The sequence below is a fragment of the Micromonospora sp. NPDC005220 genome (assembly GCF_040607895.1).
GTDB lineage: Bacteria > Actinomycetota > Actinomycetes > Mycobacteriales > Micromonosporaceae > Micromonospora.
Genome location: NZ_JBEXHP010000012.1, coordinates 97,662 through 122,091 on the forward strand (window position 1 = coordinate 97,662; position 24,430 = coordinate 122,091).

22 protein-coding genes and 3 tRNA genes are annotated in these 24,430 nt (G+C 70.8%); 12 read left to right on the forward strand and 13 right to left on the reverse strand.

Annotation, left to right across the window (positions count from 1 at the left end; all coding sequences use genetic code 11):
* Positions 1-110: 110 nt before the first annotated feature.
* The 6 genes from ABZU52_RS08505 to ABZU52_RS08530 form a co-directional block, all read right to left on the reverse strand.
* Complete coding sequence (locus tag ABZU52_RS08505) at positions 111-1,757, reverse strand: glycoside hydrolase family 13 protein (protein WP_354970417.1); 1,647 nt, start codon at positions 1,755-1,757, stop codon at positions 111-113.
* Between the two features lie 101 nt (positions 1,758-1,858).
* Positions 1,859-2,746 carry a carbohydrate ABC transporter permease gene (locus ABZU52_RS08510; RefSeq protein ID WP_354970418.1) on the reverse strand — a complete coding sequence of 296 codons (888 nt, stop codon included), beginning with the start codon at positions 2,744-2,746 and terminating at the stop codon, positions 1,859-1,861.
* Between the two features lie 12 nt (positions 2,747-2,758).
* Positions 2,759-3,715, reverse strand: coding sequence for a sugar ABC transporter permease (locus tag ABZU52_RS08515; RefSeq protein ID WP_354970419.1), 957 nt, complete (start codon positions 3,713-3,715; stop codon positions 2,759-2,761).
* An 86-nt stretch (positions 3,716-3,801) separates the two neighbouring features.
* Positions 3,802-5,181, reverse strand: coding sequence for an extracellular solute-binding protein (locus tag ABZU52_RS08520; protein ID WP_354970420.1), 1,380 nt, complete (start codon positions 5,179-5,181; stop codon positions 3,802-3,804).
* 333 nt (positions 5,182-5,514) lie between these two features.
* On the reverse strand, positions 5,515-6,519 hold the full coding sequence (locus tag ABZU52_RS08525) for a LacI family DNA-binding transcriptional regulator (RefSeq protein ID WP_354970421.1): 1,005 nt from the start codon (positions 6,517-6,519) through the stop codon (positions 5,515-5,517).
* Between the two features lie 275 nt (positions 6,520-6,794).
* Positions 6,795-8,270, reverse strand: a complete 1,476-nt coding sequence (locus ABZU52_RS08530) for an NAD(P)/FAD-dependent oxidoreductase (protein ID WP_354970422.1) — start codon at positions 8,268-8,270, stop codon at positions 6,795-6,797.
* 93 nt (positions 8,271-8,363) lie between these two features.
* Between ABZU52_RS08530 and ABZU52_RS08535 the strand changes: the two genes are divergently transcribed.
* Entirely contained in the window at positions 8,364-9,440 is a 1,077-nt protein-coding gene (locus ABZU52_RS08535; RefSeq protein ID WP_354970423.1) for a serine hydrolase domain-containing protein, read from the forward strand.
* A 6-nt stretch (positions 9,441-9,446) separates the two neighbouring features.
* On the opposite strand, the gene ABZU52_RS08540 is transcribed toward ABZU52_RS08535, so the two are convergent.
* Together ABZU52_RS08540 and ABZU52_RS08545 are read right to left on the reverse strand one after the other, a co-directional pair.
* Entirely contained in the window at positions 9,447-10,772 is a 1,326-nt protein-coding gene (locus ABZU52_RS08540) for a deoxyribodipyrimidine photo-lyase (protein WP_354970424.1), read from the reverse strand.
* Positions 10,769-11,692, reverse strand: a complete 924-nt coding sequence (locus tag ABZU52_RS08545; protein WP_354970425.1) for a phytoene/squalene synthase family protein — start codon at positions 11,690-11,692, stop codon at positions 10,769-10,771. The genes ABZU52_RS08540 and ABZU52_RS08545 overlap by 4 nt, the downstream gene beginning before the upstream one ends.
* Positions 11,693-11,757: 65 nt before the next feature.
* Between ABZU52_RS08545 and ABZU52_RS08550 the strand changes: the two genes are divergently transcribed.
* From ABZU52_RS08550 to ABZU52_RS08585, 8 genes are all read left to right on the forward strand, one after another.
* Positions 11,758-12,900, forward strand: a complete 1,143-nt coding sequence (locus ABZU52_RS08550; RefSeq protein ID WP_354970426.1) for a polyprenyl synthetase family protein — start codon at positions 11,758-11,760, stop codon at positions 12,898-12,900.
* A 28-nt stretch (positions 12,901-12,928) separates the two neighbouring features.
* Complete coding sequence (crtI, locus tag ABZU52_RS08555) at positions 12,929-14,410, forward strand: phytoene desaturase family protein (RefSeq protein ID WP_354970427.1); 1,482 nt, start codon at positions 12,929-12,931, stop codon at positions 14,408-14,410.
* The gene (gene idi / locus ABZU52_RS08560) at positions 14,407-15,027 is read left to right on the forward strand and encodes an isopentenyl-diphosphate Delta-isomerase (RefSeq protein WP_354970428.1); all 621 of its coding nucleotides are present in this window, start codon (positions 14,407-14,409) and stop codon (positions 15,025-15,027) included. Before crtI ends, idi begins: the two co-directional genes overlap by 4 nt.
* On the forward strand, positions 15,017-15,967 hold the full coding sequence (locus ABZU52_RS08565) for a MerR family transcriptional regulator (protein ID WP_354970429.1): 951 nt from the start codon (positions 15,017-15,019) through the stop codon (positions 15,965-15,967). Before idi ends, ABZU52_RS08565 begins: the two co-directional genes overlap by 11 nt.
* 74 nt (positions 15,968-16,041) lie before the next feature.
* A complete protein-coding gene (locus tag ABZU52_RS08570) occupies positions 16,042-16,824 on the forward strand; it encodes a polysaccharide deacetylase family protein (protein ID WP_354970430.1) in 783 nt (260 codons plus the stop codon).
* 154 nt (positions 16,825-16,978) lie between these two features.
* A tRNA-Glu gene (locus ABZU52_RS08575) sits at positions 16,979-17,051 on the forward strand.
* A gap of 53 nt (positions 17,052-17,104) precedes the next feature.
* Positions 17,105-17,178: transfer RNA gene (locus tag ABZU52_RS08580), tRNA-Asp, on the forward strand.
* A gap of 99 nt (positions 17,179-17,277) precedes the next feature.
* Positions 17,278-17,351: transfer RNA gene (locus tag ABZU52_RS08585), tRNA-Phe, on the forward strand.
* A gap of 262 nt (positions 17,352-17,613) precedes the next feature.
* On the opposite strand, the gene ABZU52_RS08590 is transcribed toward ABZU52_RS08585, so the two are convergent.
* Positions 17,614-18,558, reverse strand: coding sequence for a hypothetical protein (locus ABZU52_RS08590; RefSeq protein WP_354970431.1), 945 nt, complete (start codon positions 18,556-18,558; stop codon positions 17,614-17,616).
* A gap of 164 nt (positions 18,559-18,722) precedes the next feature.
* Here ABZU52_RS08590 and ABZU52_RS08595 point away from each other — a divergent pair, with 164 nt between their 5' ends.
* On the forward strand, positions 18,723-19,250 hold the full coding sequence (locus tag ABZU52_RS08595) for an SRPBCC family protein (RefSeq protein WP_354970432.1): 528 nt from the start codon (positions 18,723-18,725) through the stop codon (positions 19,248-19,250).
* A gap of 12 nt (positions 19,251-19,262) precedes the next feature.
* Here ABZU52_RS08595 and ABZU52_RS08600 read toward each other — a convergent pair whose 3' ends face one another.
* The gene (locus ABZU52_RS08600; RefSeq protein ID WP_354970433.1) at positions 19,263-19,967 is read right to left on the reverse strand and encodes a DUF2786 domain-containing protein; all 705 of its coding nucleotides are present in this window, start codon (positions 19,965-19,967) and stop codon (positions 19,263-19,265) included.
* Between the two features lie 130 nt (positions 19,968-20,097).
* Between ABZU52_RS08600 and ABZU52_RS08605 the strand changes: the two genes are divergently transcribed.
* Positions 20,098-20,538, forward strand: a complete 441-nt coding sequence (locus ABZU52_RS08605; RefSeq protein ID WP_354970434.1) for a hypothetical protein — start codon at positions 20,098-20,100, stop codon at positions 20,536-20,538.
* Between the two features lie 154 nt (positions 20,539-20,692).
* On the opposite strand, the gene ABZU52_RS08610 is transcribed toward ABZU52_RS08605, so the two are convergent.
* Positions 20,693-21,082, reverse strand: a complete 390-nt coding sequence (locus ABZU52_RS08610) for a hypothetical protein (protein WP_354970435.1) — start codon at positions 21,080-21,082, stop codon at positions 20,693-20,695.
* 156 nt (positions 21,083-21,238) lie between these two features.
* Between ABZU52_RS08610 and ABZU52_RS08615 the strand changes: the two genes are divergently transcribed.
* Entirely contained in the window at positions 21,239-22,582 is a 1,344-nt protein-coding gene (locus ABZU52_RS08615; protein WP_354970436.1) for an ABC transporter substrate-binding protein, read from the forward strand.
* 66 nt (positions 22,583-22,648) lie between these two features.
* Here the strand turns inward: ABZU52_RS08615 and ABZU52_RS08620 are convergent, their stop codons facing one another.
* Both ABZU52_RS08620 and ABZU52_RS08625 read right to left on the reverse strand, forming a co-directional pair.
* The gene (locus tag ABZU52_RS08620) at positions 22,649-23,392 is read right to left on the reverse strand and encodes an enoyl-CoA hydratase/isomerase family protein (RefSeq protein ID WP_354970437.1); all 744 of its coding nucleotides are present in this window, start codon (positions 23,390-23,392) and stop codon (positions 22,649-22,651) included.
* Positions 23,389-24,246 carry a 3-hydroxyacyl-CoA dehydrogenase family protein gene (locus tag ABZU52_RS08625; protein WP_354970438.1) on the reverse strand — a complete coding sequence of 286 codons (858 nt, stop codon included), beginning with the start codon at positions 24,244-24,246 and terminating at the stop codon, positions 23,389-23,391. Before ABZU52_RS08625 ends, ABZU52_RS08620 begins: the two co-directional genes overlap by 4 nt.
* Positions 24,247-24,430: the final 184 nt, after the last annotated feature.

Consider the following 24,430-nt stretch of genomic DNA (forward strand, 5'->3'; position numbering starts at 1 on the left):
GCCCGGCCCCGGCGTGGGGGGGGTGTGGCCCCCCCCCCCGCTCTCTTCCATTTTGTGGGGGGCGGCGGGCCGCGCCCCCCCCCCCCCCCCCCCCCCCACGGCGAGCAGAGTCAGGTCAGGCCGGGTCCGTCCGCCGATTCGCGGGTACGCAGCCAGACCGCGGTGTCGGACGGCAGCAACCCGTCGTCGAGCGGCCCGCTGGCCAGCAGCAACTCCCCCTGAGCTGGCATCGGCACCGGTACGGCGGAGAGGTTGACCAGGCAGCTGAAGCCACCGCCGCGGCTGAACGCGAGCACCCCGTCCGGGGCGGGCAGCCAGGTCAGCTCGCCGTCGCCGAGCGCCGGGTCGGCCCGCCGGACCTGGATCGCCGCTCGGTACAGCTCCAGCATCGAGGCCGAGTCGCCGGTCTGCGTGCGAACCGTGCGGTCCTTCCAGTCGGCCGGCTGCGGCAGCCAGGGCGCTGCGGCGCCCTCGGGGCTGAACTCGAACGGCGGCTCGTCCCCGGCCCACGGCAGCGGTACCCGGCAGCCGTCCCGACCGGGGTCGATCCGGCCGGACCGTTCCCACATCGGGTCCTGACGCATCGCGTACGGGATGTCCTCGACCTCGTAGAGGCCCAGCTCCTCGCCCTGGTAGACGTAGGCGGCACCGGGCAGCGACAGCGAGAGCAGCGCGGCGGCGCGGGCCCGGCGGGTGCCCAACTCCAGGTCGGTGGGGATCCCCTCGCGCTTGGCCGCGAAGCTGAACCGGGTGTCCGCCCGACCGTAGCGGGTGACGTGTCGGGTGACGTCGTGGTTCGAGAGCACCCAGGTGGCCGGCGCGTCGACCGGCGCGTGCGCGCTCAGCGTCCCGTCGATGCTCTCCCGCAGCGCCGAGGCGTCCCACGCGCAGCCGAGAAAGTCGAAGTTGAACGCGGCGTGCAGCTCGTCCGGGCGCAGGTAGTTGGCGAACCGCTGCCGGTCCGGCAGCCACACCTCACCGATCAGCGCCCGGTCGGGGTACTCGTCGGCGACCCGACGCCAGCCCCGGTAGATGTCGTGCACCCCGTCGAGGTCGTGGAACGGGTGCGGCTGGTCGGGCTGAACCTCGGGCAGCGTCCCGTCCTTGACCAGGAGCCCGGCCGAGTCGATCCGGATGCCGTCCACGCCCCGGTCGAACCAGAACCGCAGGATGTCCTCGAACTCCGCCCGCACCCGGGGGTGGTCCCAGTTGAAGTCCGGCTGCTGCGGGGCGAAGAGGTGCAGGTACCAGTCGCCGGGGGTGCCGTCCGGGTTGGTGGTCCGGGTCCAGGTCGGCCCGCCGAACTCGCCGACCCAGTCGGTGGGACGCTCGTCGCCGTTCGGGCCCCGGCCGGGACGGAACCAGAACAGGTCCCGTTCGGGTGCCCCCGGCCCGCCGGCGAGCGCGGCCTGGAACCAGGGGTGCGCGTCCGAGCAGTGGTTCGGCACCACGTCGACGATGGTCCGGATGCCCAGCTCGTGCGCCTCCGTGATCAGCGCCTCCGCCTCGGCGAGGCTGCCGAAGACCGGGTCGATGTCGCGGTAGTCGGAGACGTCGTAGCCGGCGTCCGCCATCGGGGAGGGATACCAGGGGCTGAACCAGATCGCGTCGACGCCGAGCGCGGACAGGTGGTTCAGCCGGGACCGGATGCCGGCGATGTCACCGATGCCGTCGCCGTTACCGTCGGCGAAGCTCCGGGGGTACACCTGGTAGATCACCGCTCCCCGCCACCACGGACTTCTGTCAGCTGTGGACACGAGCACCTGCTTTCTGCGTCAGTACGTCGGCGGGTTCGCCGGACCTGGTCATGTGTCGGGCGAACTGTCGTTGTTCGCCGCGCGGACGGATGCGGTGGTGGTCAGCCCTTGATGCTGCCCGTGGTCAGACCGGACATGATGTTCCGTTGGAAGATCAGGAAGATGATGACTGTCGGGATCGCGGCGATGACCGACGCCGCGATCACCACGTTCATCGGTGTGCCACCCGCGAAGGTGTAGATGCCGACGCTGACCGTCCGGGTCTCGGGCGAGGGCATGACCAGCTTCGGCCAGAGGAAGTCCTTCCAGACCGCCGTGACGGCGAAGATGGAGACCACGCCGAGGATGGGACGCGACAGCGGCAGGATGATCGACCAGAGGGTCCGCAGCGACGACGCCCCGTCGATGAGGGCGGCGGCCATCAACTCCTCCGGGATCGAGTCGAAGAACCGCTTCAACAGGAAGATGTTGAACGCGTTCGCGACCAGCGGCAACCAGATGGCGAACGGCGAGTCGAGCAGGTTGATGTGCAGGATCGGCAGGTCGAGCACGGTCACGTACTGCGGGACGATGAGCACCATCGCCGGGATCATCAGCGTGGCCAGCATGAGACCGAGGATCACGTTGCCGAAGATCGGGCGGAGCTTGGACAGGGAGTACGCAGCGGCGCTGTCGAAGACGAGTTGGAACAGCACCGCGCCCATCGCGTAGTAGAACGTGTTGAACAGCAGCTTGGCGAGGGCCAGGTTGTTCCACGCGTCGATGTAGTTCTGCGGCTGCGGATCCTTCGGAAACAGCGAGGGTGGGGTCTGCGCGATCTCCTGGCCGGACTTGAGCGCGCCGGTGACCATCCAGTAGAGCGGCCCGAGGAAGACGAGCGTGAAGCCCACGACGACGACGGTGAGCAGCGTCCAGTAGATGACCTTGCCGCGCCCCCGGCTGATCTGGGATTGGGAGATGAGGGTCCGGGTTCCGGATTCCTGTGCCATTGCCCGCCCGTCCTAGTCCTGTTTCGCAGTCAGCCGCACGTACACGGCGGAGAAGCCGGCCAGCACCACCAGCATGATCACGCCCAGTGCGGCGGCGCCGTTGAGGTCGTTCTGGAAGAACCCGTGCTGGTAGATGAGGTACGCCACCGAGGTCGCGGAGTCCTCCGCGCCGGCACCGTTGGCGAGGATCAGCGGCTCGATGAAGAGCTGCATGGTGGCGACGATCTGCAACATCGCCAGGAGCGCGAGGATCAGCCGGGTCTGCGGGATGGTCACGTGCCGGATGCGCCGCCAGATCCCGGCGCCGTCCAGCTCGGCCGCCTCGTACAGCTCGCCGGGGATGTTCTGCAACGACGCCAGGTAGATGAGCACCGCGCCGCCCATGTTCATCCAGGTCGACGCCACCACCATCGCCGGCATCGTCATCTCGGGCGACTGCATCCACTGCGAGGTGGGCAGGTGCAGCGCCTTGAGGATCGCGTTGAAGAGGCCCGCCTCGCTGGGGTCGTACGCGTAGAACTTGAAGAGGAACAGCGCGGAGGCCGGCGGAAGCATCACCGGCAGGTACACCAGGATCCGCAGGTAACCCTTGCCGTGCCGGAACTCGTTGAGCAGGATCGCCACGAAGAACGGCACCACGTACCCCAGGGCGAGCGCGAGCACAGTGAAGTAGAACGTGTTCTGCCAGGCCGTCCAGAAGCTCGGGTCGGCGATGATGCGGGAGTAGTTGTCCCAGCCCACCCAGGTCGTCTCGCCGCGCCGGGTGCGCTGGAAGCTCATCACGATGCCGCGGATCATCGGGTACCAGGAGAAGACGACGAAGCAGAGCACCGCCCCGATCAGGAACGCGTGACCGGTGAGGTTGTCCCGTACCTTGCGGCCGAGGCTGGTGCGCTGCGGCCTTGCCGAGTACGGCGACGGCGGGCGGCCCGGTTTCCTGGGGGTCTCCGGGACGGTGGTGATCGCCAAGGCAACTCCTGGGTGAGTCGGTGACGTCGAGATGTGGTGCGAGGAGCGTGGGGGCCGGGTCGGCGCACCGGCCCCCACACGATCGGTCAGCTCTCGGCGGCGAGGAGCTGGTTGACCTTCTCCTCGGCGGTCTTGAGCAGCGCGTCGATGTTCGAGTTCGGGTTGGTCAGCACACCCGACATCGCGGCGTCGAGCACCGCGTAGACGGCCTGGGCGTTGCGCGGCTCACCCTTGATCGGGACCGGGGTCGCCTCGAAGAGCGCGAAGTTCGCCGTGTCCACGTTCGCGTTGGCCTTCCGCAGCTCCAGCTCCTGCTTCTGCGCGTCACTGCCGTTGGCGAAGAGCAGCGGCTGGGGCAGACCCACCGGGTAGTTCTGCGGCTTGGCCCGGACGTAGTCGAACTGGCCCTTGCCCGGGGTGAGCTTCTGGTACGCGATCCACTTCAGACCGGCCTTGACCTGCTCGGGCGTGAGGTCCTTCTTGAAGAAGTAGCCCTCGCCACCACCGAGCGTCCCCTTCGCCGCGCCGTCCTGGCCGGGCAGCGGAGCCATCGCCCAGTCCTGGAACTTGCCCTGGAACTGGCTGACGATCGCCTGGGTGGCGTCCGGCGCGCCGATGAACATGCCGACCTTGCCCGCGCCGGCGTTCGTCAGCAGGTCGCCCCACTGCAGCAGCTGACGGGCGCCCATGCTGTTGTCGCCGTACCGCATGTCCTTGAGGTTCTGCAGGACCTGCTTGCCCATGGCGTTGTTGAAGTCGGCCTTCTTGCCGTCCTCGGTCAGCACCCGGCCGCCCTGTGAGTAGAGCAGGGAGGTGAAGTGCCAGCCGCCGGTGTTGCCGGCGCTGTACTCCGAGTAGCCGGCGATGCCGTTGCCGAGTGCGGAGATCTTCTTGGCGGCGGCCCGGACCTCGGCCCAGGTCTTGGGCGGGTTGTTCACGTCCAGCCCGGCCTGCTGGAACAGCACCTTGTTGTAGACCAGGCCCATCGAGTAGTTCTTCACCGGGACGGCGTAGAGCTTGCCGCCGTCGGTGAAGACCTCCTTCAGCGCCGGGTCGACGCTGTCCCAGGTGGGGACGGTGTCCTTGTTGGCGTACTGACTGATGTCCATCGCCTGACCGGAGTCGAGCACCTGCTGGAGATCGGTCATGTACCCGTAGAAGACGTCGGTCACGGTGCCACCGGCGAGGCGGGCGGTGAAGTCCGGCGGGTTGTTGCACTGCTCGCCGACGCTGACGCTCTTGATGGTGATGTCCGGGTTCTGCTTCTGGAACTCGGCGACGTCGTCGTTCCAGTTCTTCAACAGCTCTTTCTGGGCGCCGACCGGCTGGCAGTCGACCGTGATGGTGACCTTGCCGCCGGCGTTCGCGTCCTTGTCGTCGCTCTTCGTGGAGCATGCCGTGAGGCTGAGCCCCAGGCCGGCCACGAGCGCGACCGCCGCAGCCTTTCGGTATTGCGGTACGGACATCTGTCCATCCCTTCGGGAACCGGTGTCTCCAATGACCTTCGCTGATCTGCGGTGATACGACCTGACGCCCAGTAGCTGCGTCGGAGCCAGGTGTGAGTGGAGTCACTGTAGCGAGACCGACTCATTTCAGCAAGGTATCGACCCTGTTCCGAAAGGACACGACGTGGTTACGACAGATGTTGGCAAGACAGTGAAAGCAGCCCGTTTTGCTGGCTATTGATCCCAATTGGAGGGTCATTCGGCCCGATCGATGCTGATCGAGCCGGGCAACGACGCAAACGGCCGCCGACCGCGAGAAGCGGTCGACGGCCGAGGCGTCGTTCGGGGTGGTACCTAGCGGCCGGGGGCGGGTGCGGTGGAGCCCCGCACCACCAGCTCCGGCTCGAACAGCAGCTCGTCCTGAAGGACGCCGGCACCCTCGATCTGGGTGACCAGCAGATCCACCGCGGCCTGCCCCATCGTCTCGATCGGCTGCCGCACCGTGGTCAACGGCGGGTCGGTGCAGGTCATGAAGGCGGAGTCGTCGAAGCCCACCACCGACACGTCGGCCGGCACCGAACGGCCCAGGCGCCGGGCCGCACGGATGGTGCCCAGCGCGAGTACGTCGCTGGCGCAGATGATGCCGGTCACGCCCCGCTCGACCAACTTCGTCGCGGCGACCCGCGCCCCCTCCATGGAGAAGCTGGACCGCTCCACGCACTCGGCGTCGGCCTCGTCCCAGCCCGCGGCCTTCATCATCGCGTCGAGCTTGCGTCGGGACGGCACGTGCCCCTCCGGGCCGAGCACCATCCCGATCCGTTCGTGCCCGAGCGAGCGCAGGTGCCCGTACGCCTGCTCCACCGCCACCGCGTCATCGGTGGAGACCCGGGGAAAGCCCAACTCGTCCACCCCCGCGTTGACCAGCACGACCGGAAGCCCCCGGTCGGTCAGCCGACGGTAGTGATCGTGTCGAGCGTCGGCGAGCGCGTACGAGCCACCAGCGAAGATCACCCCGGAGACCTGGTGGTCGAGGAGCATCTCCACGTAGTCCATTTCGGAGACTCCGCCGATGGTCCGGGCGCAGAGCGCCGGGGTGTAGCCGCGCTGAGCGAGCGTGCCGGTGACCACCTCGGCCAGCGCCGGGAAGATCGGGTTCTGCAACTCGGGCAGCACCAGCCCGACCAGCCGGGCGCGTTCGCCGCGCAGCTTGGTCGGCCGCTCGTAACCGAGCACGTCCAGCGCCGTCAGCACGGCGGTGCGGGTCGCCTCGGACACTCCGTCGCGGCCGTTGAGCACCCGGCTGACGGTGGCCTCGCTGACGCCCGCCTTCTTGGCAACTTCAGTCAACCGCTTGGTCACGGCCGCAATCGTACGTCACCTGCATGAAAGAAATGAACAGCGATTGAGGCAAAATTTGCGGCCCGACTGTCGCACTCTGCTCGCCACTCGACAGTCAGGTTCTGAGTCACGTCGTCAGGCGTGGACCGGATCGTCGTGAACGCGGGCTGACCGAGTCGATCGGCAGCACCTGGCATCAATGTGCTGATGACCGTGAGGCATCAATATGCCTCAGAGTCATCACGCTTGTCGCAGCATGGCCCACCAAGTCGGACTCTGAACAGCACACGTCACTGTCAGGACAGGTTGCGCAGCGCGTCCTCGATGGCGCGGTGGAAGGTCGGGTACGCGTAGATCATGTGCCGCAGTTGGCTCAGCGGCACGGCCGCGTGCACGGCCACCACGAGCCCCGACAGCACCTCACCACCGGCCGGCCCGACCGACGTCGCGCCGATCAGCACGCCCTGGTCGGCGTCCGCGACGAGCTTGATGAAGCCCTCGTCACCGACCTGGTGGATCCAGCCCCGGGTCGAGCTGCTCAGCTTGGTGAACCCGACCTGCACGTTGATGCCCCGGTCGCGGGCCTGCTGCTCGGTGAGTCCGACCGCGCCGACCTCGGGATCGGTGAAGGTCACCCGGGGCAGCGCGCGGTAGTCGGCTCGCGGGACAGTGCCGGCCGACCCGCTCGACCCGCTGGCGGCCAACGAGCTGGACGCGCGCATCGCGCCGCCGACCACGCTGGAGGTGCCGCTGGCGTCCGCCCCGGCCTTCGCCTGCCGGCCGCGGGCCAGGAGGTCGGCGATCACGATCCCCGCCTGGTACATGGCGATGTGGGTGAAGGCACCCTCGCCGGTCAGGTCGCCGACCGCCCAGACATGGTCGGTGACGTGCAGCCGGTCGTCGACCGGGAGGAAACGCTGGCTGGCGTCCAGGCCGATCGTGTCCAGACCCAGCTCGGCCAGGTGGGCCTTGCGGCCGGTCACCACCAGCAGCCGTTCGGCGGTGAACTCCGTGCCGCCGCCACCGTGCAGGGTGAACATGGTCCCGTCGTGCTCGACGCGTTCGGCGCGTACCCCGGTGTGGATCTCCACGCCGTCGGCGCGCAGCGCCGCGGCGGCGACCTCGGACGCCTCGGGCTCCTCGACGGCCAGCACCCGATCCAGTGCCTCGACCACTGTGACCCGGACCCCGAAGCGGGCGAAGACCTGCGCCAACTCCAGACCGATCGCGCCGCCGCCGAGCACCAGCAGCGACTCCGGCAGCTCCTCGACCTCGATCGCCTGGTGGTTGGTCCAGTACGGCGTGTCGGCCAGGCCGTCGATCGGCGGCATCGACGGACGGGTGCCGGTGCCCAGCACCACCCCGTGTCGGGCCTCGAACACCTGCTCACCGACGCGGACCCGGCGCGGACCGTCGAGCCGGCCGCTGCCCCGCACGAGCCGGCCGCCCTTGCCGATGAACCGCTCCGCCGCGACCGTGTCGTCCCAGGTGTCGGTGGCTTCCTCGCGGATCCGTTTCGCCACCGGCGACCAGTCCGGCTGGACCTGGGCCGTGCCCGCCAGCCCGTCGACCCGGCGCGCCTCGGCGAGCGCGTTGGCCGCTCTGATCATCATCTTGCTCGGGATGCAGCCCCAGTACGGGCACTCCCCGCCGACGAGACCCCGTTCGATGCCGACGACGCTCAGGCCGGCCTCGGCGAGCCGTCCGGCCACCTCCTCGCCGCCGACTCCGAGCCCGACCACGACAACATCCACCAGCTCCGGCTCCGCCACACCGAACAGCATCCCCCGGCGGCCCCACCCCGACCACCGGGGTCGGCGGAAAAAGTCGGCACGCGCACCGGCCGGGACCCTTACCGTGGCCGGATGCACGCACGCTTCGCGCCGGTCCGGGACTGCTTCCACGACCTGCTCGCCTCCGGCCGGGAGACCGGCGCCGGCCTGACCATCTGGTACGACGGGCACCCGGTGGTGGACCTGGTCGGCGGCTTTCGCAGCGGCCACGAACCGGACGGCGAGCCGTGGCTGCCGGACACGCTGGTGAACGTCTACTCGGTCGGCAAGCCGGTGGCCGCACTCTGCCTGTTGCTGCTCGTCGACCGGGGAACTGTGGATCTCGACGCGGCCGTGGACCGGTACTGGCCGGAGTTCCGCACTCCCGCCACCGTGCGTCAGGTGTTGTCGCACACCGCCGGCCTGCCGGCCTTTCCGGTACCCCGACCGGCCAGCGCGATCGCCGACTGGGCGCTGCTCACCGGCGACCTGGCCGCCGCCGACCCCGAGTGGGCGCCGGGCTCGGTCGCCGGGGAACACGCCTGGACGTACGGGCATCTGGTGGGCGAGCTGGTCCGCCGCGTCGACGGACGGTCGGTGGGCCGGTTCCTGGCTGAGGAGATTGCCGACCGGTGGCAGCTGGATCTCGGCTTCGGGTTGACCGAGGCGGACCAGCGGCGCTGCGCGGACCTGCGCTACGGCGACCCACAGTGGCCGAGCCGGCAGCTCGGCGAGCCCGGCTCCCTGCGGGCACGGGCGATGGACAACCCGGCGGGTGGACTGGACCTGGCCGTGCTGAACAGCCCTCTCTGGCGGGGCTCCGAGATACCGGCGGTCAATCTGCACGCCACCGCCGCCGGCCTGGGCCGGCTCTACGCCGGCCTGCTGGCCGGTGGCGTGCTGGACGGCGTACGACTCTTCAGCCCTGGCCTGGTCGACGAGGCCACCCGGGTCCAGTACGACGGGCCGGACCTGGTGCTCGACCGGCGGGCCCGGTGGACGCTGGGTATGCAGTGGGAGCCGGATGGCAGCTGGGGCATGGGCGGGCTCGGCGGCAGCAGCGCGTGGGCCGACCCCGAGCGCGGCTACACCTTCGCGTACGCGACGGCGCACCTCGCCGAGCACGACCGGGTTGACGAGTTGGTCGAGGCGTTGCACTCGGTGCTGTAGAAGCGGTCAGCGCAGCCAGACCGGGTCGGTGCCGGGCACGGTGAGCGGCGGCGGATAGTCCAGCGTGCGGCGAAGGTCGTCGGGCAGCTTCCACGGCTGGTGGATGGCCTTGCCCGACACCTGCGCCAGCTCCGGCACCCAGCGGCGCACGTAGTCGCCGGCCGGGTCGTACCGTTCGGCCTGCCGGACCGGGTTGAACCCCCGGTAGGGCTTCGTGTCGTTGCCGGTGCCGGCGACCCACTGCCAGTTGCCCGAGTTGTTCGCCACGTCCCCGTCGAGCAGCCAGCGGAAGAACACCGCCACTCCGGACCGCCAGTCCTGCCCGAGGTGCTTGGTCAGGTAGCCGGCGGTGATCAGCCGGGCCCGGTTGTGCATCCAACCCTGCGTCCGCAACTGCCGCATTCCGGCGTCGACGATCGGCATCCCGGTGCGTCCCTCGGTCCAGGCCGCCAACGCGTCGTCGTCGTAGCGCCACTGCTCGGTGGCACCCCGCCGGTACGCCGCCGTCGAGATATCGGGGAAAGCGGCGGTGACCTGGTAATAGAAGTCCCGCCAGCAGAGCTGCCGGACGAACGGGTTGGACCGGTCGCCGACGCGGTTCGCCACCGACAGCGGCGACACGCAACCGAAGCGCAGGTACGGGCTGAGCCGGGAGGTGTCGTCGCCGGCCATGTCGTCGTGCTGATCGCCGTACCGGGGCAGGTCGGGCAACCAGTCGGTGAGCCGCTGCCGAGCGACCCGCTCGCCGCCGATGGCCGCGTCCGGCGAGTCTCCGGCCGGCAGCGCCGGCAGCCGGCCCACGCGTACCCCGTCGGGCAGCGCGACCCGGCGCGGCGCGGCCAACTCCTCGCGCCACTGCTGGGCCGCCCAGGCCCGGTGGTACGGGCTGAACACCCGGTAGTGGTCACCGCCGCCACCGGGCCGCAACGCGCCCGGCTCGACCACTGTCAGCCCGGGAAACAGTCGCAGGTGCAGCCGGTGCCGCTCGCACTCGGCGCGCAGTCGCCGCTCCCGACGGGTGGCGTAGTGGCTCACGTCGGCGGAGAGCGCCACGGCGGTTGCGCCGACCTCGGCGGCCAGCCGAATCGTCTCGGCCACCGGGTCGCCGTGCCGCACCACCAGGTCGCCACCGCGGTCGCGAAGCTCGGCGCGCAGGTCGGCGAGGGCCTGGTGCAGGAACCGGGTGCGGTTGGCGGAGAGGTCGGCCAGCGCCGGGTCGAGCACGTACAACGGCACCACCCGGTCGAAGGCCGCACAGGTGGTGGCCAGCGCCGGGTGATCGTGCACCCGCAGGTCGCGGGTGAGGAGCACGATCGCCGTGCTCGCGGTCACCGGCCCTCCGGGTGGATCGTCGGCCCAGGGATGACGACCGGGGTACCTGTCGAGGTGAGCAGCGCCCGCGCCGCCACCGCCATCCGTCGCCGCTGCGGCACCAGAGCCCGCCGGACGAAGACGTCGTAACCCTGCGCGGCCACCTCGTCGAGGATGCCGCCGTAGAGCGCGTACGCGGTGCGCATGCAGGCCTGCGAGCCGGGTGCCAGCATGGTGATACCCGGTGCGGCGGCAGCGTAGTGCGCCTGGGCGCGGGTCACCTCGTACTCGATCAACTCGCGGATCCGAGGGGTGGCGCGGCCTTGGGCGCGGGCCTCGGCCAACTCCTCGCGGGTGACCCCGAACTTCGCCATGTCCTCGTCCGGCAGGTAGGTGCGGCCCCGGTCGAGGTCCTCGGCGACGTCCCGGATGAAGTTGGTGAGCTGGAAGGCGAAGCCGAGCTGCCGGGCCGGCTCCCGGGCCGCCGCGGGGTCGGAACTGCCCAGGATCGGCAGCATCATCGTGCCGATGACCGCCGCCGATCCCTCCATGTAGTCGAGCAGGTGGTCGTAGGTCGGGTACGCGGTGACGGTCAGGTCCATCGCCATGCTCTTCAGAAACGACGCAAAGTCGTCCCGGTCGAGGTCGAAGACGGCGATCGTGTGCAGTACGGCCGGCAACAGCGGGTCGTCCACCGGCGCACCGTGCAGACCGGACACGAACTGGCTGGCCCAGTGGTCCAGCAGGGCGGCCCGCTCGGCCGGCGGAAGGTCTTCGGTGCGGTCGACGATCTCGTCCGCGTACCTGGTGAACCCGTAGAGGGCGTGCACATGTCGTCGTTTCCAAGCGGGGAGCAGCCGGGTGGCGAGATAGTAGGTGCGGCCGTGGCGTTTATGCAGCTCACGACAGCGGCCATAGGCAGCGGTGAGATCGGTTTCCACCGGCCCTCCTCCAATTATCGACGCACCAATCGACGCAACTCGTAGCCTAGGGTACGCTCAGCCGCATGGCCAACGACGCAGTTGCGGGCAACGTGACCCGCGTAGCGCCGGCAGGGCCAGGTGACGGGGACGATCCGGTCCGCGCCGTTCTGGCCGCGTACACCCACGATCTGGTAACGGCGGTCGATGAGACCCTGGACACCTTCCTCACCGCCGAAGTCGACACCCTCAACGACATCGACCCATCGATGGGCAGCTTCGCCGCCACCGCGCGGGAAGCCGTCCTGACCGGCGGCAAACGGATCCGGTCGACGTTCGCCTACTGGGGTTGGCGCGGGGCGGTCGGCGGCACCGCGGCGCTGCCGCCCGTGCTGCCCGCGCTGGCCGCGCTGGAGCTGCTGCACACCTTCGCGCTGGTGCACGACGACGTGATGGACGCGTCCAACACCCGCCGTGGCCGGCCCACCGCGCACGTCGCGCTCGCCGAACAGCACGTCGCCGCCGGTCACCGCGGTGACCCCGGCCGGTTCGGTGAGGCCGTCGCCGTGCTCATCGGCGACCTCTGCATGGTCTGGGCCGACCAGTTGATGGGCCACGCCTCGGTGCCGTCGGCTCGGCTCTTCGAGGTGCGCCGCTGCTACGACCAGATGCGGGTGGAGACGGTCGCCGGGCAGTACCTCGACGTGCTCGGCGAGAACGACCCGGCCAACTGGTCGGTCGACCGGGCACTACGGGTGGTCCGCTACAAGACCGCCAGCTACACCGTCCAGCGACCACTGCTCTTCGGGGCCTGCCTGGCCGGAGTGCCCGCCGACGACCCGCTGGTCTCCGCGTACACCCGTTATGGCCTGGCGGTCGGCGAAGCGTTCCAGCTCCGCGACGACCTGCTCGGCGTCTACGGAGACCCGGCGGCCACCGGCAAGCCGGCCGGTGACGACCTTCGCACCGGCAAGCCGACCACGCTGCTCATGCTGGCCCGGGAGCTGGCCACGCCGGCCCAGCTCACGGCGTTGGATCGGGCCGCCGACGGACCGGTCGACACGCTCGCCGGGCTGGTCGCCGAGACCGGCGCGGTGACCAGGGTGGAGCAGATGATCGCCGAGCGGGTGAACGACGCGCTGACCGCGCTCGACGCCGCGCCCGTGGACCAGACGGCGCGGACCGCGCTGACCGGGCTGGCCACCGCCGCTGCCAACCGGCGGGCCTGATGAGCGACTTGAGCGAGGAGGTGGTCACATGCGGACAGTGACAGGACGGACGGACCGGGTGGTGATCGTCGGGGCCGGGCTGGGCGGGCTCGCCTGCGCGCTGCACCTGGCCGGCAGCGGTCGACAGGTGACCGTGCTGGAGCGCGAGCCGGTGCCCGGCGGGCGGGCCGGACGACTCGGCGTGGACGGCTACGAGTTCGACACCGGCCCGACCGTGCTCACCATGCCCGACCTGATCGCCGAGGCGCTCGGCGCGGTCGGCGAGGAGTTGCACGACTGGCTGGACCTGACCCCGCTCGACCCCGCCTACCGGGCGTACTACCCGGACGGCTCGACCCTCGACGTGCTCACCGACACCACCCGGATGGCGGCCGAGATATCCCGGGTCTGCGGGCCCCGGGAGGCCGACGGCTACCTGCGTTTCGTCGAGTACGCGCGGGAGCTGTGGCGGCTGGAGCGCACCGACTTCATCGAGCGCAACCTGGACGCGCCGACCGACCTGCTCACCGGCAACCTGCTCAAGCTGCTCAGCGGCGGGGCCTTCCGGCGCCTCCAGACGAAGATCAACCAGTTCTTCCGGGACCCGCGTACCCAGCGGGTCTTCTCCTTCCAGGCGATGTACGCCGGCCTCGCGCCGCACGACGCGCTGGCCATCTACGCGGTCATCGCGTACCTCGACTCGGTGGCCGGGGTCTTCTTCCCGCGCGGCGGCATCCACGCGGTCTCCAGGGCGATGGCCGGCGCGGCCGAGAAGCACGGCGTGCAGATCCGGTACGACACCACGGTGACCCGGGTGGAGACCGCGAACGGCCGCGCCACCGGCGTGCTCACCGCCGATGGTGAGCTGGTGCCGGCGGACGTGGTGGTGCTCAACCCCGACCTGCCGGTCGCCTACCGGGACCTGCTCCCCGCCGGCCCGCAGCGCCGGCTCACCTACTCGCCGTCCTGCGTGGTTCTGCACGTCGGCTCACGACAGGCCTATGCGAAGATCGCCCATCACAACATCCATTTCGGACGCGCGTGGAAGGGCACCTTCGATGAGGTCATCCGACGGGGTGAGCTGATGACGGATCCGTCGCTCCTGGTGACCAATCCGAGCCGGACCGATCCTTCGGTGGCCCCGCCCGACCGGCACACCTATTACGTGCTCGCGCCGGTGCCCAACCTGCACCGGGCGCCGTTCGAGTGGCGCGGCGACCTGACCCAGCGCTACACCGACCAGCTGATCGGCACCCTGGAGGAGCGCGGCTACGTCGGCTTCGGCGCCGGGGTCGAGGTGCTCCGGGCGATCACCCCCGCCGAGTGGGAGGAGCAGGGGATGGCCGCCGGCACCCCGTTCGCCGCCGCGCACACCCTCTTCCAGACCGGCCCGTTCCGCCCGTCCAACCTGCACCGCGCCCTGTCGAACGTGGTGTTCGTCGGCTCCGGGACCCAACCCGGCGTCGGCGTACCGATGGTGCTCATCTCCGGCAAGCTCGCCGCCGGCCGGATCACCGGGGAGGGCCGATGAGCGGCCGGGAGAAGCACCTCGTCGAACTCGTCGACGAGACCGGCAAGGTCCACGGCGAGACGACCGTCGCGGCCGCCCACCAACCCCCGGGGCAGCTGCACCGGGCCTTCTCGGTGTTGCTGGTGGACCCGGACGGCCAGGTGCTGCTCCAGCGCCGAGCCGCCGTCAAGACCCGTTTTCCGCTGCGCTGGGCCAACTCCTGCTGCGGCCACCCGCTGCCGGGGGAATCGCTCGCCGAGGCGGCGAACCGACGGCTGGGCGAGGAGCTGGGTGCGGGCCCGGTCGAGCTGACCGAGGTCGGCGTCTACGTCTACTACGCCGAGGACCCGGAGACCGGTCGGGTCGAGTTCGAGTACGACCACGTGCTGCGCGGCGAGTTCCTGCCCAGCGCTCCGCTACTGCCGGATCCAAACGAGGTGGCCGAGCTGCGGTGGGCCGATCCCACCGCGTTGGAGGCCGAATTGAATCTCGATCCCCGGCCGTACGCGCCCTGGCTCGGCGGCGTGGTGAACCGGCTGCTACACCCCTCGGGGTCCCGGTCGGGCGCGACCGGCCCGGCCATGACCCCGCCCGGAACGGCGGCGGATGACACGGCGGAGCGGTCGGGTGGTCGATGAGGCGCTGAGCGCGGGCGCGGTCGCACGCCGGCTGGGGGTCGCGGTGACGACCCTACGCACCTGGCACCAGCGCTACGGGCTCGGGCCCAGCGAACACATCCCCGGTCACCACCGCCGGTACACACCCGCCGATCTGGCCCGCCTCGAGATCATGCGACGACTCACCGCCGAGGGGGTCAGTCCCGCCGAGGCGGCCCGCTGGGCCCGCCAGGCACCGGATCCGACGCCCAACGGCAGTGGCACCGTCGGCTCCGCCCGGAGCCACCCGACCCGCCGTGACGGCGGCGGCACCATCCCGGTCGGCCGGGCCGGCCCGGCAGCCCGCGGATTGGCCCGAGCCGCCATGCGGCTGGACGCGGCGGCGATCAGCGAGACGATCGCGCACGCCCTGGCCGCCGGCGGGGTCATCGCCACCTGGGAGGGCCTGCTGCGCCCGGTGCTCGCCGGCATTGGCGAACGGCACGCCGCCACCGCCGGCCTGATCGAGGTGGAACATCTGGTGTCCCGCTCCGTCTCGGAGGCGCTCGCGGCGGCCAGTCGGGCCAACGTCCCCACCGGGCCGGCCCGGATCCTGCTCTCCTGCGCCGACGAGGAACAGCACACCCTGCCGCTGGAGGCGTTGGCCGCGGCGCTCGCGGAGGCCGGGGTCAGCTACCGGATGCTCGGCGCCCGGGTGCCGGTGGGCGCTCTCGTCGAGGCGGTCAACCGGACCGGACCGGCCGCCGTGGTGCTCTGGTCGCACACCCGGGCCACCGCCGACCCAGCCCAACTCAGCGCACTGCTCGCCGCACCCCGGCGCCCGTTGCTGGTGCTCGCCGCCGGCCCCGGTTGGCGTGCCGACACGCTGCCCGCCGGGGTGGTGCGACCGGTCGACCTGGCCGAGGCGGTCTCGCTCTCCGCCGCCGTCCGCGACTCCCTGAACCAGTCGAGGCGTGACTGATCGCACTGTCGTCGACTGGCGGCGTGAACTACCGTCGGGCGGGTCCGCCTACCCAGACCCCCGGGAGCGAGCAGATGCAAGCCCGCGCTGTCCTGGCGTCCGTCCTCGCCATGGCGCTGGTCTTGTCCGGCTGTGCCCAACCGGACCGCACCATCGCACCCGCCGGCGCTCCAAAGCCGGTGGAATCGACCACACCGCCCACACCGTCGCCGCACCCCAGCGTCAGCAAGCCGGCCAAGCCGCCACTGCGGCCGCTGCCGGCCAAGCTGCCCTCCGGCCTGGGGCGAAACACCGGCGTACGCCCGGTGGCCCTGACGTTCGACGACGGGCCCAGCCCAGCCTGGACACCCAAGGTGCTCGACCAGCTGAAGGCCGCCAAGGTGACCGCGACCTTCTGCGTCGTCGGCCGCGAGGTGCAGCGCCACCCGGAACTGGTCCGGCGGATCGTCCGGGAGGGACACCAGCTCTGCAATCACAGCTGGCGACACGATCTCGATCTTGCCCGGCGACCGGTCGCCGAGATCCGAGCCGACCTGGACCGCACCAACAGGGCCATCCGGAAGGCCGCCCCCGGCGCGAAGGTGTCGTTCTACCGGCAGCCGGGCGGCCGGTGGACGTCGGAGGTGCTCGCGGTGGCCAAGGACCTCGGCATGCGCCCACTGCACTGGTCGGTCGACCCACAGGACTGGGACAAGCCCACCGCGGCGACGATCGGCAAGCGAGTGCACGCCGCCACCCGCCCCGGCGGCATCGTTCTCCTGCACGACGGGGGCGGAAATCGGGCCGCGACGCTCGCCGCCTGCCCGAAGGTGATCGCCGACCTGAAGCAGCGCTTCGGCATCACCCGACTCCGCTAGAACCACCCTGACCTGCGGTTTTGACCCGTCCCCAGCCCTTGCCGATACCGATTTTGTCGACCGACGGAGCATCACGTATGCTTTCCAAGCCTCCGGCGGGGCCGGATGGGAGCAAGTCCGCTTGAAGTTGCGAATGTGCAATGATGGCGGGGCCGCCCTCATCGTCTAGCGGCCCAGGACGCCGCCCTTTCAAGGCGGTAGCACGGGTTCGAATCCCGTTGGGGGCACGACCGGCGCAAGCCGGAGCAACAACCGGCGCAAGCCGGAGCAACACAAGCTAGGTCCTGTGGAGCAGTTGGAGTGCTCGCCGCCCTGTCAAGGCGGAGGTCGCGGGTTCAAGTCCCGTCAGGACCGCAGCGCTGACGCCGCGCCCCGCGCGGCGTTCTGCGTATCGGAGCAGGTCGCCCTGCCGCCGGTTCGTCCGGTTGCCGGGTAGCATGAGCCGAGCAACACGGCCAGGTAGCTCAGTTGGTACGAGCGTCCGACTGAAAATCGGAAGGTCGGCGGTTCGACCCCGCCCCTGGCCACATAGCCTTTCGCCGGGCTACAGAGGTCCCCACCAGCGGAAACGCAGGTGGGGATCTTGCTGTTTCCGGGGTTCTCACCGATCCGCCTGCTCGGCCACCCCTCGTCGACCACCCCTGCTCGCCCATCCCTGGTCGCCCCGCGTGATCGACTCGACTTCCCTGATGTCGGGGTGTCCCAGCGCACGCGACACCGCGATATCAAGAAAACCGAGTCGATCATGAGGCGGAGGCGCGGAGGCGCGGCGTCAGCGGAGGCGCGGCGTCAGCGGAGGCGTGGAGGCGCGGCGTCAGTGGTCGCGGCGACCCTGCGGGCGGTGCTGCGCCACGCTGCCCTGGATCGCCTCCCACACGCTGCGTCCGGCCTGTCGCAAGGTCTCCCCCGCCTGCTCGGCGAGCTGGGCCGCGCTCTGGGCGGCAGCTTGCGCCGCGCCCGGCAAACCGCCGTCGCCGTCCCCGGACGGGCTCGGGCCGGGCCGTCCGACTGACCGGGCTGGTTGTGCGCTTCTTCGCCGTGACGCGGCCCGTCGTGTCGTGGGCCTTCGGGGCGGTGGCCAGCTGCCGGGCCGGCCTCCGCCCGACCCGCATCCGCCCGATCAGAACCAGGCTGACCGAGACTCGGCCGGCCAGAACCAGGCTGATCAGAACCCGGCCGGCCAGAACCAGGTTGATCAGAACCCGGCCGGCCAGAACCAGGTTGATCGAGACCTGGTCGGCCGGGGCCGGGTCGAGAGGAACCCGGCCGGTCACGGTCGACCGAGGGGCCGCCCGCGCGGCCCGGCTCGTCTCGTACGCCGTCCGAGCGCAGACTCGACGCTTTGATCTCCGCAGCGCCCGCGGCCAACTGCTGGCTGCTGCGGTTCACGTCGTCAATGGCGGTGTGCACGAGCGCCTCGATGATGTGCGGGTTGTTGTCGAGCGTGTCGAGCGCTCGTCCCAGGATTCTGGTCAGCTGCGCCAACCGCACCCGTAGCTGCGCCTCGGCGTGCACCCCGTTGATGTCCAACTCGCCGCCGCTCAGGTGCACCCGTACGCCGGCGTCGACCTGAAGCAGGTTGGCGACCCGGGCCCGCAGCGACAGGTCGGCGTCCAGGCCGTCGACGGCCAGCCGGATGGAGTCGACGGACACCTTCGGAATGTCGAGCAGGACGTCCGGGTCTGCGTTGTCGATGTTCCGGTCCGACTCCTGCTGCTGCCCGCTCTCGCTCATGTCTCCCGCCCCGCCCGCACACCGGCCCGGTCCTCCGAGCCGTTCGGCCGGTTACCCGCTTTCCGGCGGGGCATCCCGTCCGTGACGACTCGGCAACCCTCTGTCTGGAACCGGGCACCGTGCGAAGCTGCACACCCGGGCATCAGCCGGTATGGTCCGGGCCTATGGGACAGGAATTGACTGATCCGGCCGACATCCGGCAGGACGTCGGCCGGTTCTCTCTCCGGTGCAGCCTCCTCGTCCCGGGCTCCGCCGAGCACGCGTTCGCGGTCTTCACCGACGAGCTGACCGACTGGTGGGTCACCGAATACACCTGGTCCGGGCCGGACGCTCTCGCCGAGCTGGGCATGGAGCCGCGAGCCGGCGGCATGCTCTACGAGTTGGGCCCGTACGGCTTCCGCGCCGACTGGGGCCGGGTGCTCACCTGGGATCCGCCTCGCCGGCTGGTCTTCGTCTGGCAGATCGGCCCCGACCGGGCGCCGGTGCCGGACCCAGCCCGCGCGAGCGAGGTCGAGGTGCTGTTCCATCCCGAGGGACCGGAACGCACCCGGGTCGAGTTGGAGCACCGGCACTTCGACCGGCACGGCGAGGCTGCCGAGGGTTACCGGAAGGCGCTCACCGCCGGCTGGCACGAGCTGCTCACCCGCTACGTCGCCACGGTGTCGCGTCACCGGCCCACGCCGACCGCCTGAACACCCAGCAGATCAGCGGCCGAGCCGACGGTCGACGGCGGCGCCGCCGAGGTTCCGACCACCAAGGTTCGCGCGTTGGCCGGCCTCCGCCCCCGAGCCGAAGCCGGTGCCGCCCAACCGACGCGGCGGGGCGGTGCGCAGCCGCGGGTACTCCTCGGTGAGCCGTCGCTGCACCCGGTCGGACCGGTCGGCCAGCACCAGCGCCATCGACGGCGTTCCCGACTCGCTGGCTGCCGCCGTCTCGGCCGCCCAGAGCCGACCTCCGACCACCTCCGCGAAGCCGGCCAGCCAGGAGCGGCGGAAGGCGGCGGGGTGGTCGTCCGCGGGCACCTCGGTGGCGGCCAGGCCGTGCGCCGCCTGCACGAGCAGTGAGGTGAAGAGCAGGTCGACCCGTTCCAGGTCACTGGCGAAGCCGAAGAGATGCAGGGCGAAGCCGTTGCCCTGCCGTCGGCGTACGCAGCGGCAGCGCAGGGGTTCGGCCACCGCGGCGAGCAGGCCGACCTTGTCGCGGGCGTACGGGGCGACGACGTCCAGCACCCGATCGCCGACGGGGTCGGTGGTCGGGTCCTTGGCGGCGAGCAGCGCCCGGTCGACGCCGTAGCGGGCGATCAGCTCGGTCGCCTTTGCGGTGAACGCAGCCGACTCAGCCGGGGTGCAGGCCGGGTCTTCGGCCTGGGCCAGCAGCTTGCGCACCTTGCTGAGCATGGCCTCGGACATGACTACAGAGCTACCACACGGGCCGGACATCGTCGGGGCCACGGCGGCATTGATCGATACGTATCATCGTCACGGCCAGATGATCAGTCCAACACGGACGGTCAGTTACCTGCTCTGGAGGGACGAACGAATGCCATCCCAGACCGCTCGCCTGCTCGCCGTCGCCACGGCCACCGCACTGCTCGCCGTCGGTACGCCCGCGCAGGCGGAGCCGACAACACCGACCACACCGGTCAGTTCCGGGCCGAACGCGTTCGCCCCGCTCGCCACCTGTTACGGCGGGGCGGTCCGGTCGTACTTCGAGACCGGCCGCTACGGCGGCTCGGCCGGCCAGTACCGCACCACGACGCGCTGCCGCGACATCAACGTCCGCAACGCGAGCGTGTACGCCACCGAAGCGTGCGTGATCTTCGTCGACAAGACGAGCGCCTGTAACTACTGGACCTACCTGCCGGCCAACTCGGGCTGGATCACGGTGGCGACCGACGTCAAGGACGGCGTGAACTTCCGGGTCCGCTTCGAGAACCTGCGGTACGAGTACGAACCGCTGATCGCGTACCACGCGTTCTGACCGACCCGCGCGGTCGCGGCGCCCGCCCCCCCCCCCGCGCCGCCCCCCCCCCCCCCCCCCCCCCCCCCCCCCCCCACACCCCAACGACCCGCCGACACAGCCACGACCCGCAGGCGCAGCCGCAACCCGTCAGCGCAGCACCCGGCGCGACCGCTCAGCCGGCGCGGCTGCGCAGGGTGGCGATCGTCGAGCCGGCGAGGGTGAGCAGGCAGTCGGGAAGCAGCCCGTCGGCGGCCGCCGCGCCGAACAGGGCCTCGCCGGTCGGCTCGTCCCGATTCGCGTACGCGCTGACGAAGCGGGCCACCCAGCGGGTGTCGTACCCGGCCTGGTCGATCCCCGGAAAGTCGAGCGCCGCGCCGCTGGCCGCCGGCTCGTCGCCGAGCATGGTCGCGGCCAGGCACCAGGCGACCCCGTACGCGCCGTCCAGGCCGGCCCGGTCGACGACCGCGTCGAACGCTCCCACCACCGCGTCTCCATCGCCGGTCAGCGCCGAGCGGAGCACGGCGGCCGCGTCATCGAACGTCTGCTGTGGTAGGTCGGTCACGCAGCGCACAGTAGGACGGGCGGTCAAGCCCCCCCAGCAACCGTCACTGTCCGTGTTCAATGCGAGCTACCTGCGCATTACGCCACCTCCACGGTCCCGCCGCCAGCCTCGGCACGCTAATGTGCGCAGCGGACCTTCGCCGGAGGAAGGACGACCATGTTCGTATCACGCCGCTCGCGGGTAGCCACACTGGCTGCCTGCGCGACGATCCTGCTCGCCACAAGCGCTTGCGGGGATGACAAGCCCGAGGAGACGAGCGCCCAACAGGTGCGCCTCTACGGCACGGACGGCAACATGCTCAACTCCTATCCTGCGGAGTTGAAGGAACGGGCGAGTCTCGTCGACGGGATGAAGGGCACCACGCCCCTCACCCCGCTGCCAGACGACTTCAAGAGCCGACTGCGAGCCGTCGATCCGGCGCTGACGGACTACCTGTACGCCGCCGAGACGTACGACGCGGTGGTGATCGCCGTGCTCGCCGCCCAGTTGGCCGGCAGCACCAACCCCACCGACATCGCGAAGCAGATCGTCGGTGTGACGAACGACGGGCAGCGCTGCGAGGACCCGGCCAGCTGCCTCTCGCTGGCCCGCAACGGGCAGGACATCGAGTACCGCAGCGTGTCGCTGACCCGGGCCGGCTTCACCGACAAGGGTGAGCCGGCCACCGCGAGCTACGCCACGCTGACCTTCGACGGGCAGCGGATCAACGACGGCAAGACCGAGTTCGTCGGCGCGGGCATCGAGTCGGCGGCGAGCACCAAGGCGCCGCCGAAGCCGAAGAAGCAGCGCACCGGTGCAAACTCCGACCAGGAACCGCTGATCCTGGGCGGTCTACTGCCGAAGACCGGTGACCTCGCAATCGCCTACCCGCCGATGGCCGCCGGCGCCGCGCTGGCGATCAAGGAGGTCAACGCTGCTGGCGGTGCCCTGGGCAAGCCGGTGACCTGGATGGACGGCGACGACGGCACCAGCCCGGCGGTTGCCAAGGCGACGGTGGCCAGGCACGTGGCGGACGGCGTCAGCGTGATCATCGGCGCGGGTGGTTCGGGCATCTCCCGAGAGGTACTGCCGGACGTGGTGCGGGCCGGGAAGGTCCTCTTCTCCCCGTCGAACACCGACAGCAGCCTGACCGACGTGGAGGACAAGGGCCTCTACTTCCGTACCGCCCCGCCGGACAGCCTCCAGGGCCGGGCGCTGGCCGACGTGATCCTCCGCGACGGGTCCCAGAAGATCGTCATCGTCGCCCGCAAGGACTCCTACGGTGAGGGCCTCCAGGCCACCGTCCGCGACGAGCTGGAGAAGGCCGGTATCGCCAACGACCGGCTCAAGCTGATGACGTACGAGCCGCCGGCCGACGCGGAGGCACCGCCTGTCGACTTCAGCGGCGGCGCCAAGGAGATCAAGGCATTCGGCGCGGACGCCGTACTGATCATCGGCTTCGGTGAGTCCGCCCAGGTGATCCGCGGCCTGGCCGATGCCGGGGTGCAGATCCGGCAGTAAGCAGGACCCGAGACCCACGACGGCCGCACCGGCTTCCCGCCGGTGCGGCCGTTCTGGTACGCGGGCTCAGCGCGGCCGACGACGCTCCAGGAACTCGGTCATCCGGCGACGCTTCTCGTCGTCCTCGAAGAGCACCGCCTGACTGACCAGGTCAAGATGCGGGTGCGCGGCGGCGGGCGCGTTCACCGCCAGCTTGGTCAGCCGCACCGCCAACGGCGAGCCCAGGGCGATCTCGTCCAGCAACGCGTGCGCCACCGGCAGCAGCTCGTCGGGCTCGTCCACCACCCGGTTCACCAGGCCGATCCGCAGCGCCTCGGCGGCGTCCACCCGCCGGCCGGTGAAAAGCAGCTCCTTGGCCCGGCCCTCGCCGATCAACGCGGGCAGCCGGTGGGTCGCGCCAGCGCCGGCCAGGATGCCCAACCGCACCTCCGGCTGGCCGAAGACCGCCCGCGCCGTGCACACCCGCAGATCGCAGGCGTACGCCAGCTCCGCGCCACCGCCCAACGCCGGGCCGTCGACGGCCGCCACGGTCGGCATCGGCAGCGCCCGGATGCGGGCGAAGGCGGCCGAGTTGATCGCGGCGAGGGCGTCCGTGCGACCCCGTTCGCGGAGCTGGCCGATGTCGGCGCCACCGGCGAAGATGCCCGCCGCGCCGCCGGTGAGCAGCAGCAGGCGCGGGCGCGCCTCCAACTCGGCACAGACCTGGTGCAGCTCGGCGATCAGGTCGGCATCGATGGCGTTGCGCTTCTCGGGCCGGTCCAGCGTGACCACCAGCCGGTCCGGCCGCTCCTCGATCCGCAGCCCGGTCATTGTTTTACCCCGCCTTCCCAGCGGTAGAAGCCCTGCCCGGACTTCTTACCCAGCCGCCCGGCGGCCACCATCTCCTCCAGCAGCGGCGGCGGTGCGAAGCGGTCCCCGTACGCCGCCTGGAGGGTGCGGGCGATGTCCAGCCGCACGTCGAGGCCGACCAGGTCGGTGAGCTCCAGCGGCCCGATCGGGTGCCGGTAGCCGAGCACCATGGCCTTGTCGATGTCCACCGGGCTGGCCACCCCGTCGGCGACCATCCGGATCGCCTCCAGCCCGAGGGTGACCCCGAGCCGCGAGGTGGCGAAGCCGGGCATGTCGCGTACGACGACGGGGGCCTTGCCCAGCCGGCCGGCGAGCGCGACGGCCGCGGCGGTGGTCTCCTCGGCGGTGGCCGGGCCGACCACGATCTCCAGCAGCGTCATCGCCCAGACCGGGTTGAAGAAATGCAGGCCGAGGAAGCGCTCAGGCGCGTCCAACTCGGCGGCCAGCGCACCGATGGCGATGCTGGAGGTGTTGCTGCCCAGCAGCGCCGGGCGCAGCGCGGCGGCGTCCCGGAGCACCGCACGCTTCAGGTCGAGACGCTCCGGCACCGCCTCCACGATCACCTGGGGGGCGGGAGCGACGTCGGCGAGAGTTGGGCGCAGCGTCACCCGCTGCCGGTTCGCGGCGGCCTGGTCGGCGCTCAGCTTCCCGCGCTGCACCGCCCGCTCCCACAGCTCGGCGAGCCGGTTCAGCGCGGTTGCACCCCGCTCGGCGTCCACCTCGACCAGCTCGACGGCGTGTTCGGCGCCGGCAGCCACGTAGGCGATGCCGAGCCCCATCGTGCCGGCACCGACGACCACGAAACGATCGCTCATCACGCCTCCCTGTCCCGCCTGCCGACGCGCGGGGTCCCCGCCACGCCGGCCCGGGTGCCCCGCCCGCTGCGCTCACTCATGGTGCGACCCTAGATGACTGAGTCCCAAATCTGAGCTGGTGAGGCGGTGGTCGTACCGCATAGGGAAGGGTGTCGTTGTCTGCTCGTGACTGCTGACATCGACA

What these genes read in the sequence shown, in the direction of transcription:
- ABZU52_RS08510 (WP_354970418.1), bottom strand. Translation starts at nt 2,746, where the DNA reads ATGGCACAGGAATCCGGAACCCGGACCCTCATCTCCCAATCCCAGATC.
- ABZU52_RS08520 (WP_354970420.1), bottom strand. Translation starts at nt 5,181, where the DNA reads ATGTCCGTACCGCAATACCGAAAGGCTGCGGCGGTCGCGCTCGTGGCC.
- ABZU52_RS08535 (WP_354970423.1), top strand. Translation starts at nt 8,364, where the DNA reads ATGCACGCACGCTTCGCGCCGGTCCGGGACTGCTTCCACGACCTGCTC.
- ABZU52_RS08550 (WP_354970426.1), top strand. Translation starts at nt 11,758, where the DNA reads ATGGCCAACGACGCAGTTGCGGGCAACGTGACCCGCGTAGCGCCGGCA.
- crtI (WP_354970427.1), top strand. Translation starts at nt 12,929, where the DNA reads ATGCGGACAGTGACAGGACGGACGGACCGGGTGGTGATCGTCGGGGCC.
- idi (WP_354970428.1), top strand. Translation starts at nt 14,407, where the DNA reads ATGAGCGGCCGGGAGAAGCACCTCGTCGAACTCGTCGACGAGACCGGC.
- ABZU52_RS08570 (WP_354970430.1), top strand. Translation starts at nt 16,042, where the DNA reads ATGCAAGCCCGCGCTGTCCTGGCGTCCGTCCTCGCCATGGCGCTGGTC.
- ABZU52_RS08590 (WP_354970431.1), bottom strand. Translation starts at nt 18,558, where the DNA reads ATGAGCGAGAGCGGGCAGCAGCAGGAGTCGGACCGGAACATCGACAAC.
- ABZU52_RS08595 (WP_354970432.1), top strand. Translation starts at nt 18,723, where the DNA reads ATGGGACAGGAATTGACTGATCCGGCCGACATCCGGCAGGACGTCGGC.
- ABZU52_RS08600 (WP_354970433.1), bottom strand. Translation starts at nt 19,967, where the DNA reads ATGTCCGAGGCCATGCTCAGCAAGGTGCGCAAGCTGCTGGCCCAGGCC.
- ABZU52_RS08605 (WP_354970434.1), top strand. Translation starts at nt 20,098, where the DNA reads ATGCCATCCCAGACCGCTCGCCTGCTCGCCGTCGCCACGGCCACCGCA.
- ABZU52_RS08615 (WP_354970436.1), top strand. Translation starts at nt 21,239, where the DNA reads ATGTTCGTATCACGCCGCTCGCGGGTAGCCACACTGGCTGCCTGCGCG.
- ABZU52_RS08620 (WP_354970437.1), bottom strand. Translation starts at nt 23,392, where the DNA reads ATGACCGGGCTGCGGATCGAGGAGCGGCCGGACCGGCTGGTGGTCACG.
- ABZU52_RS08625 (WP_354970438.1), bottom strand. Translation starts at nt 24,246, where the DNA reads ATGAGCGATCGTTTCGTGGTCGTCGGTGCCGGCACGATGGGGCTCGGC.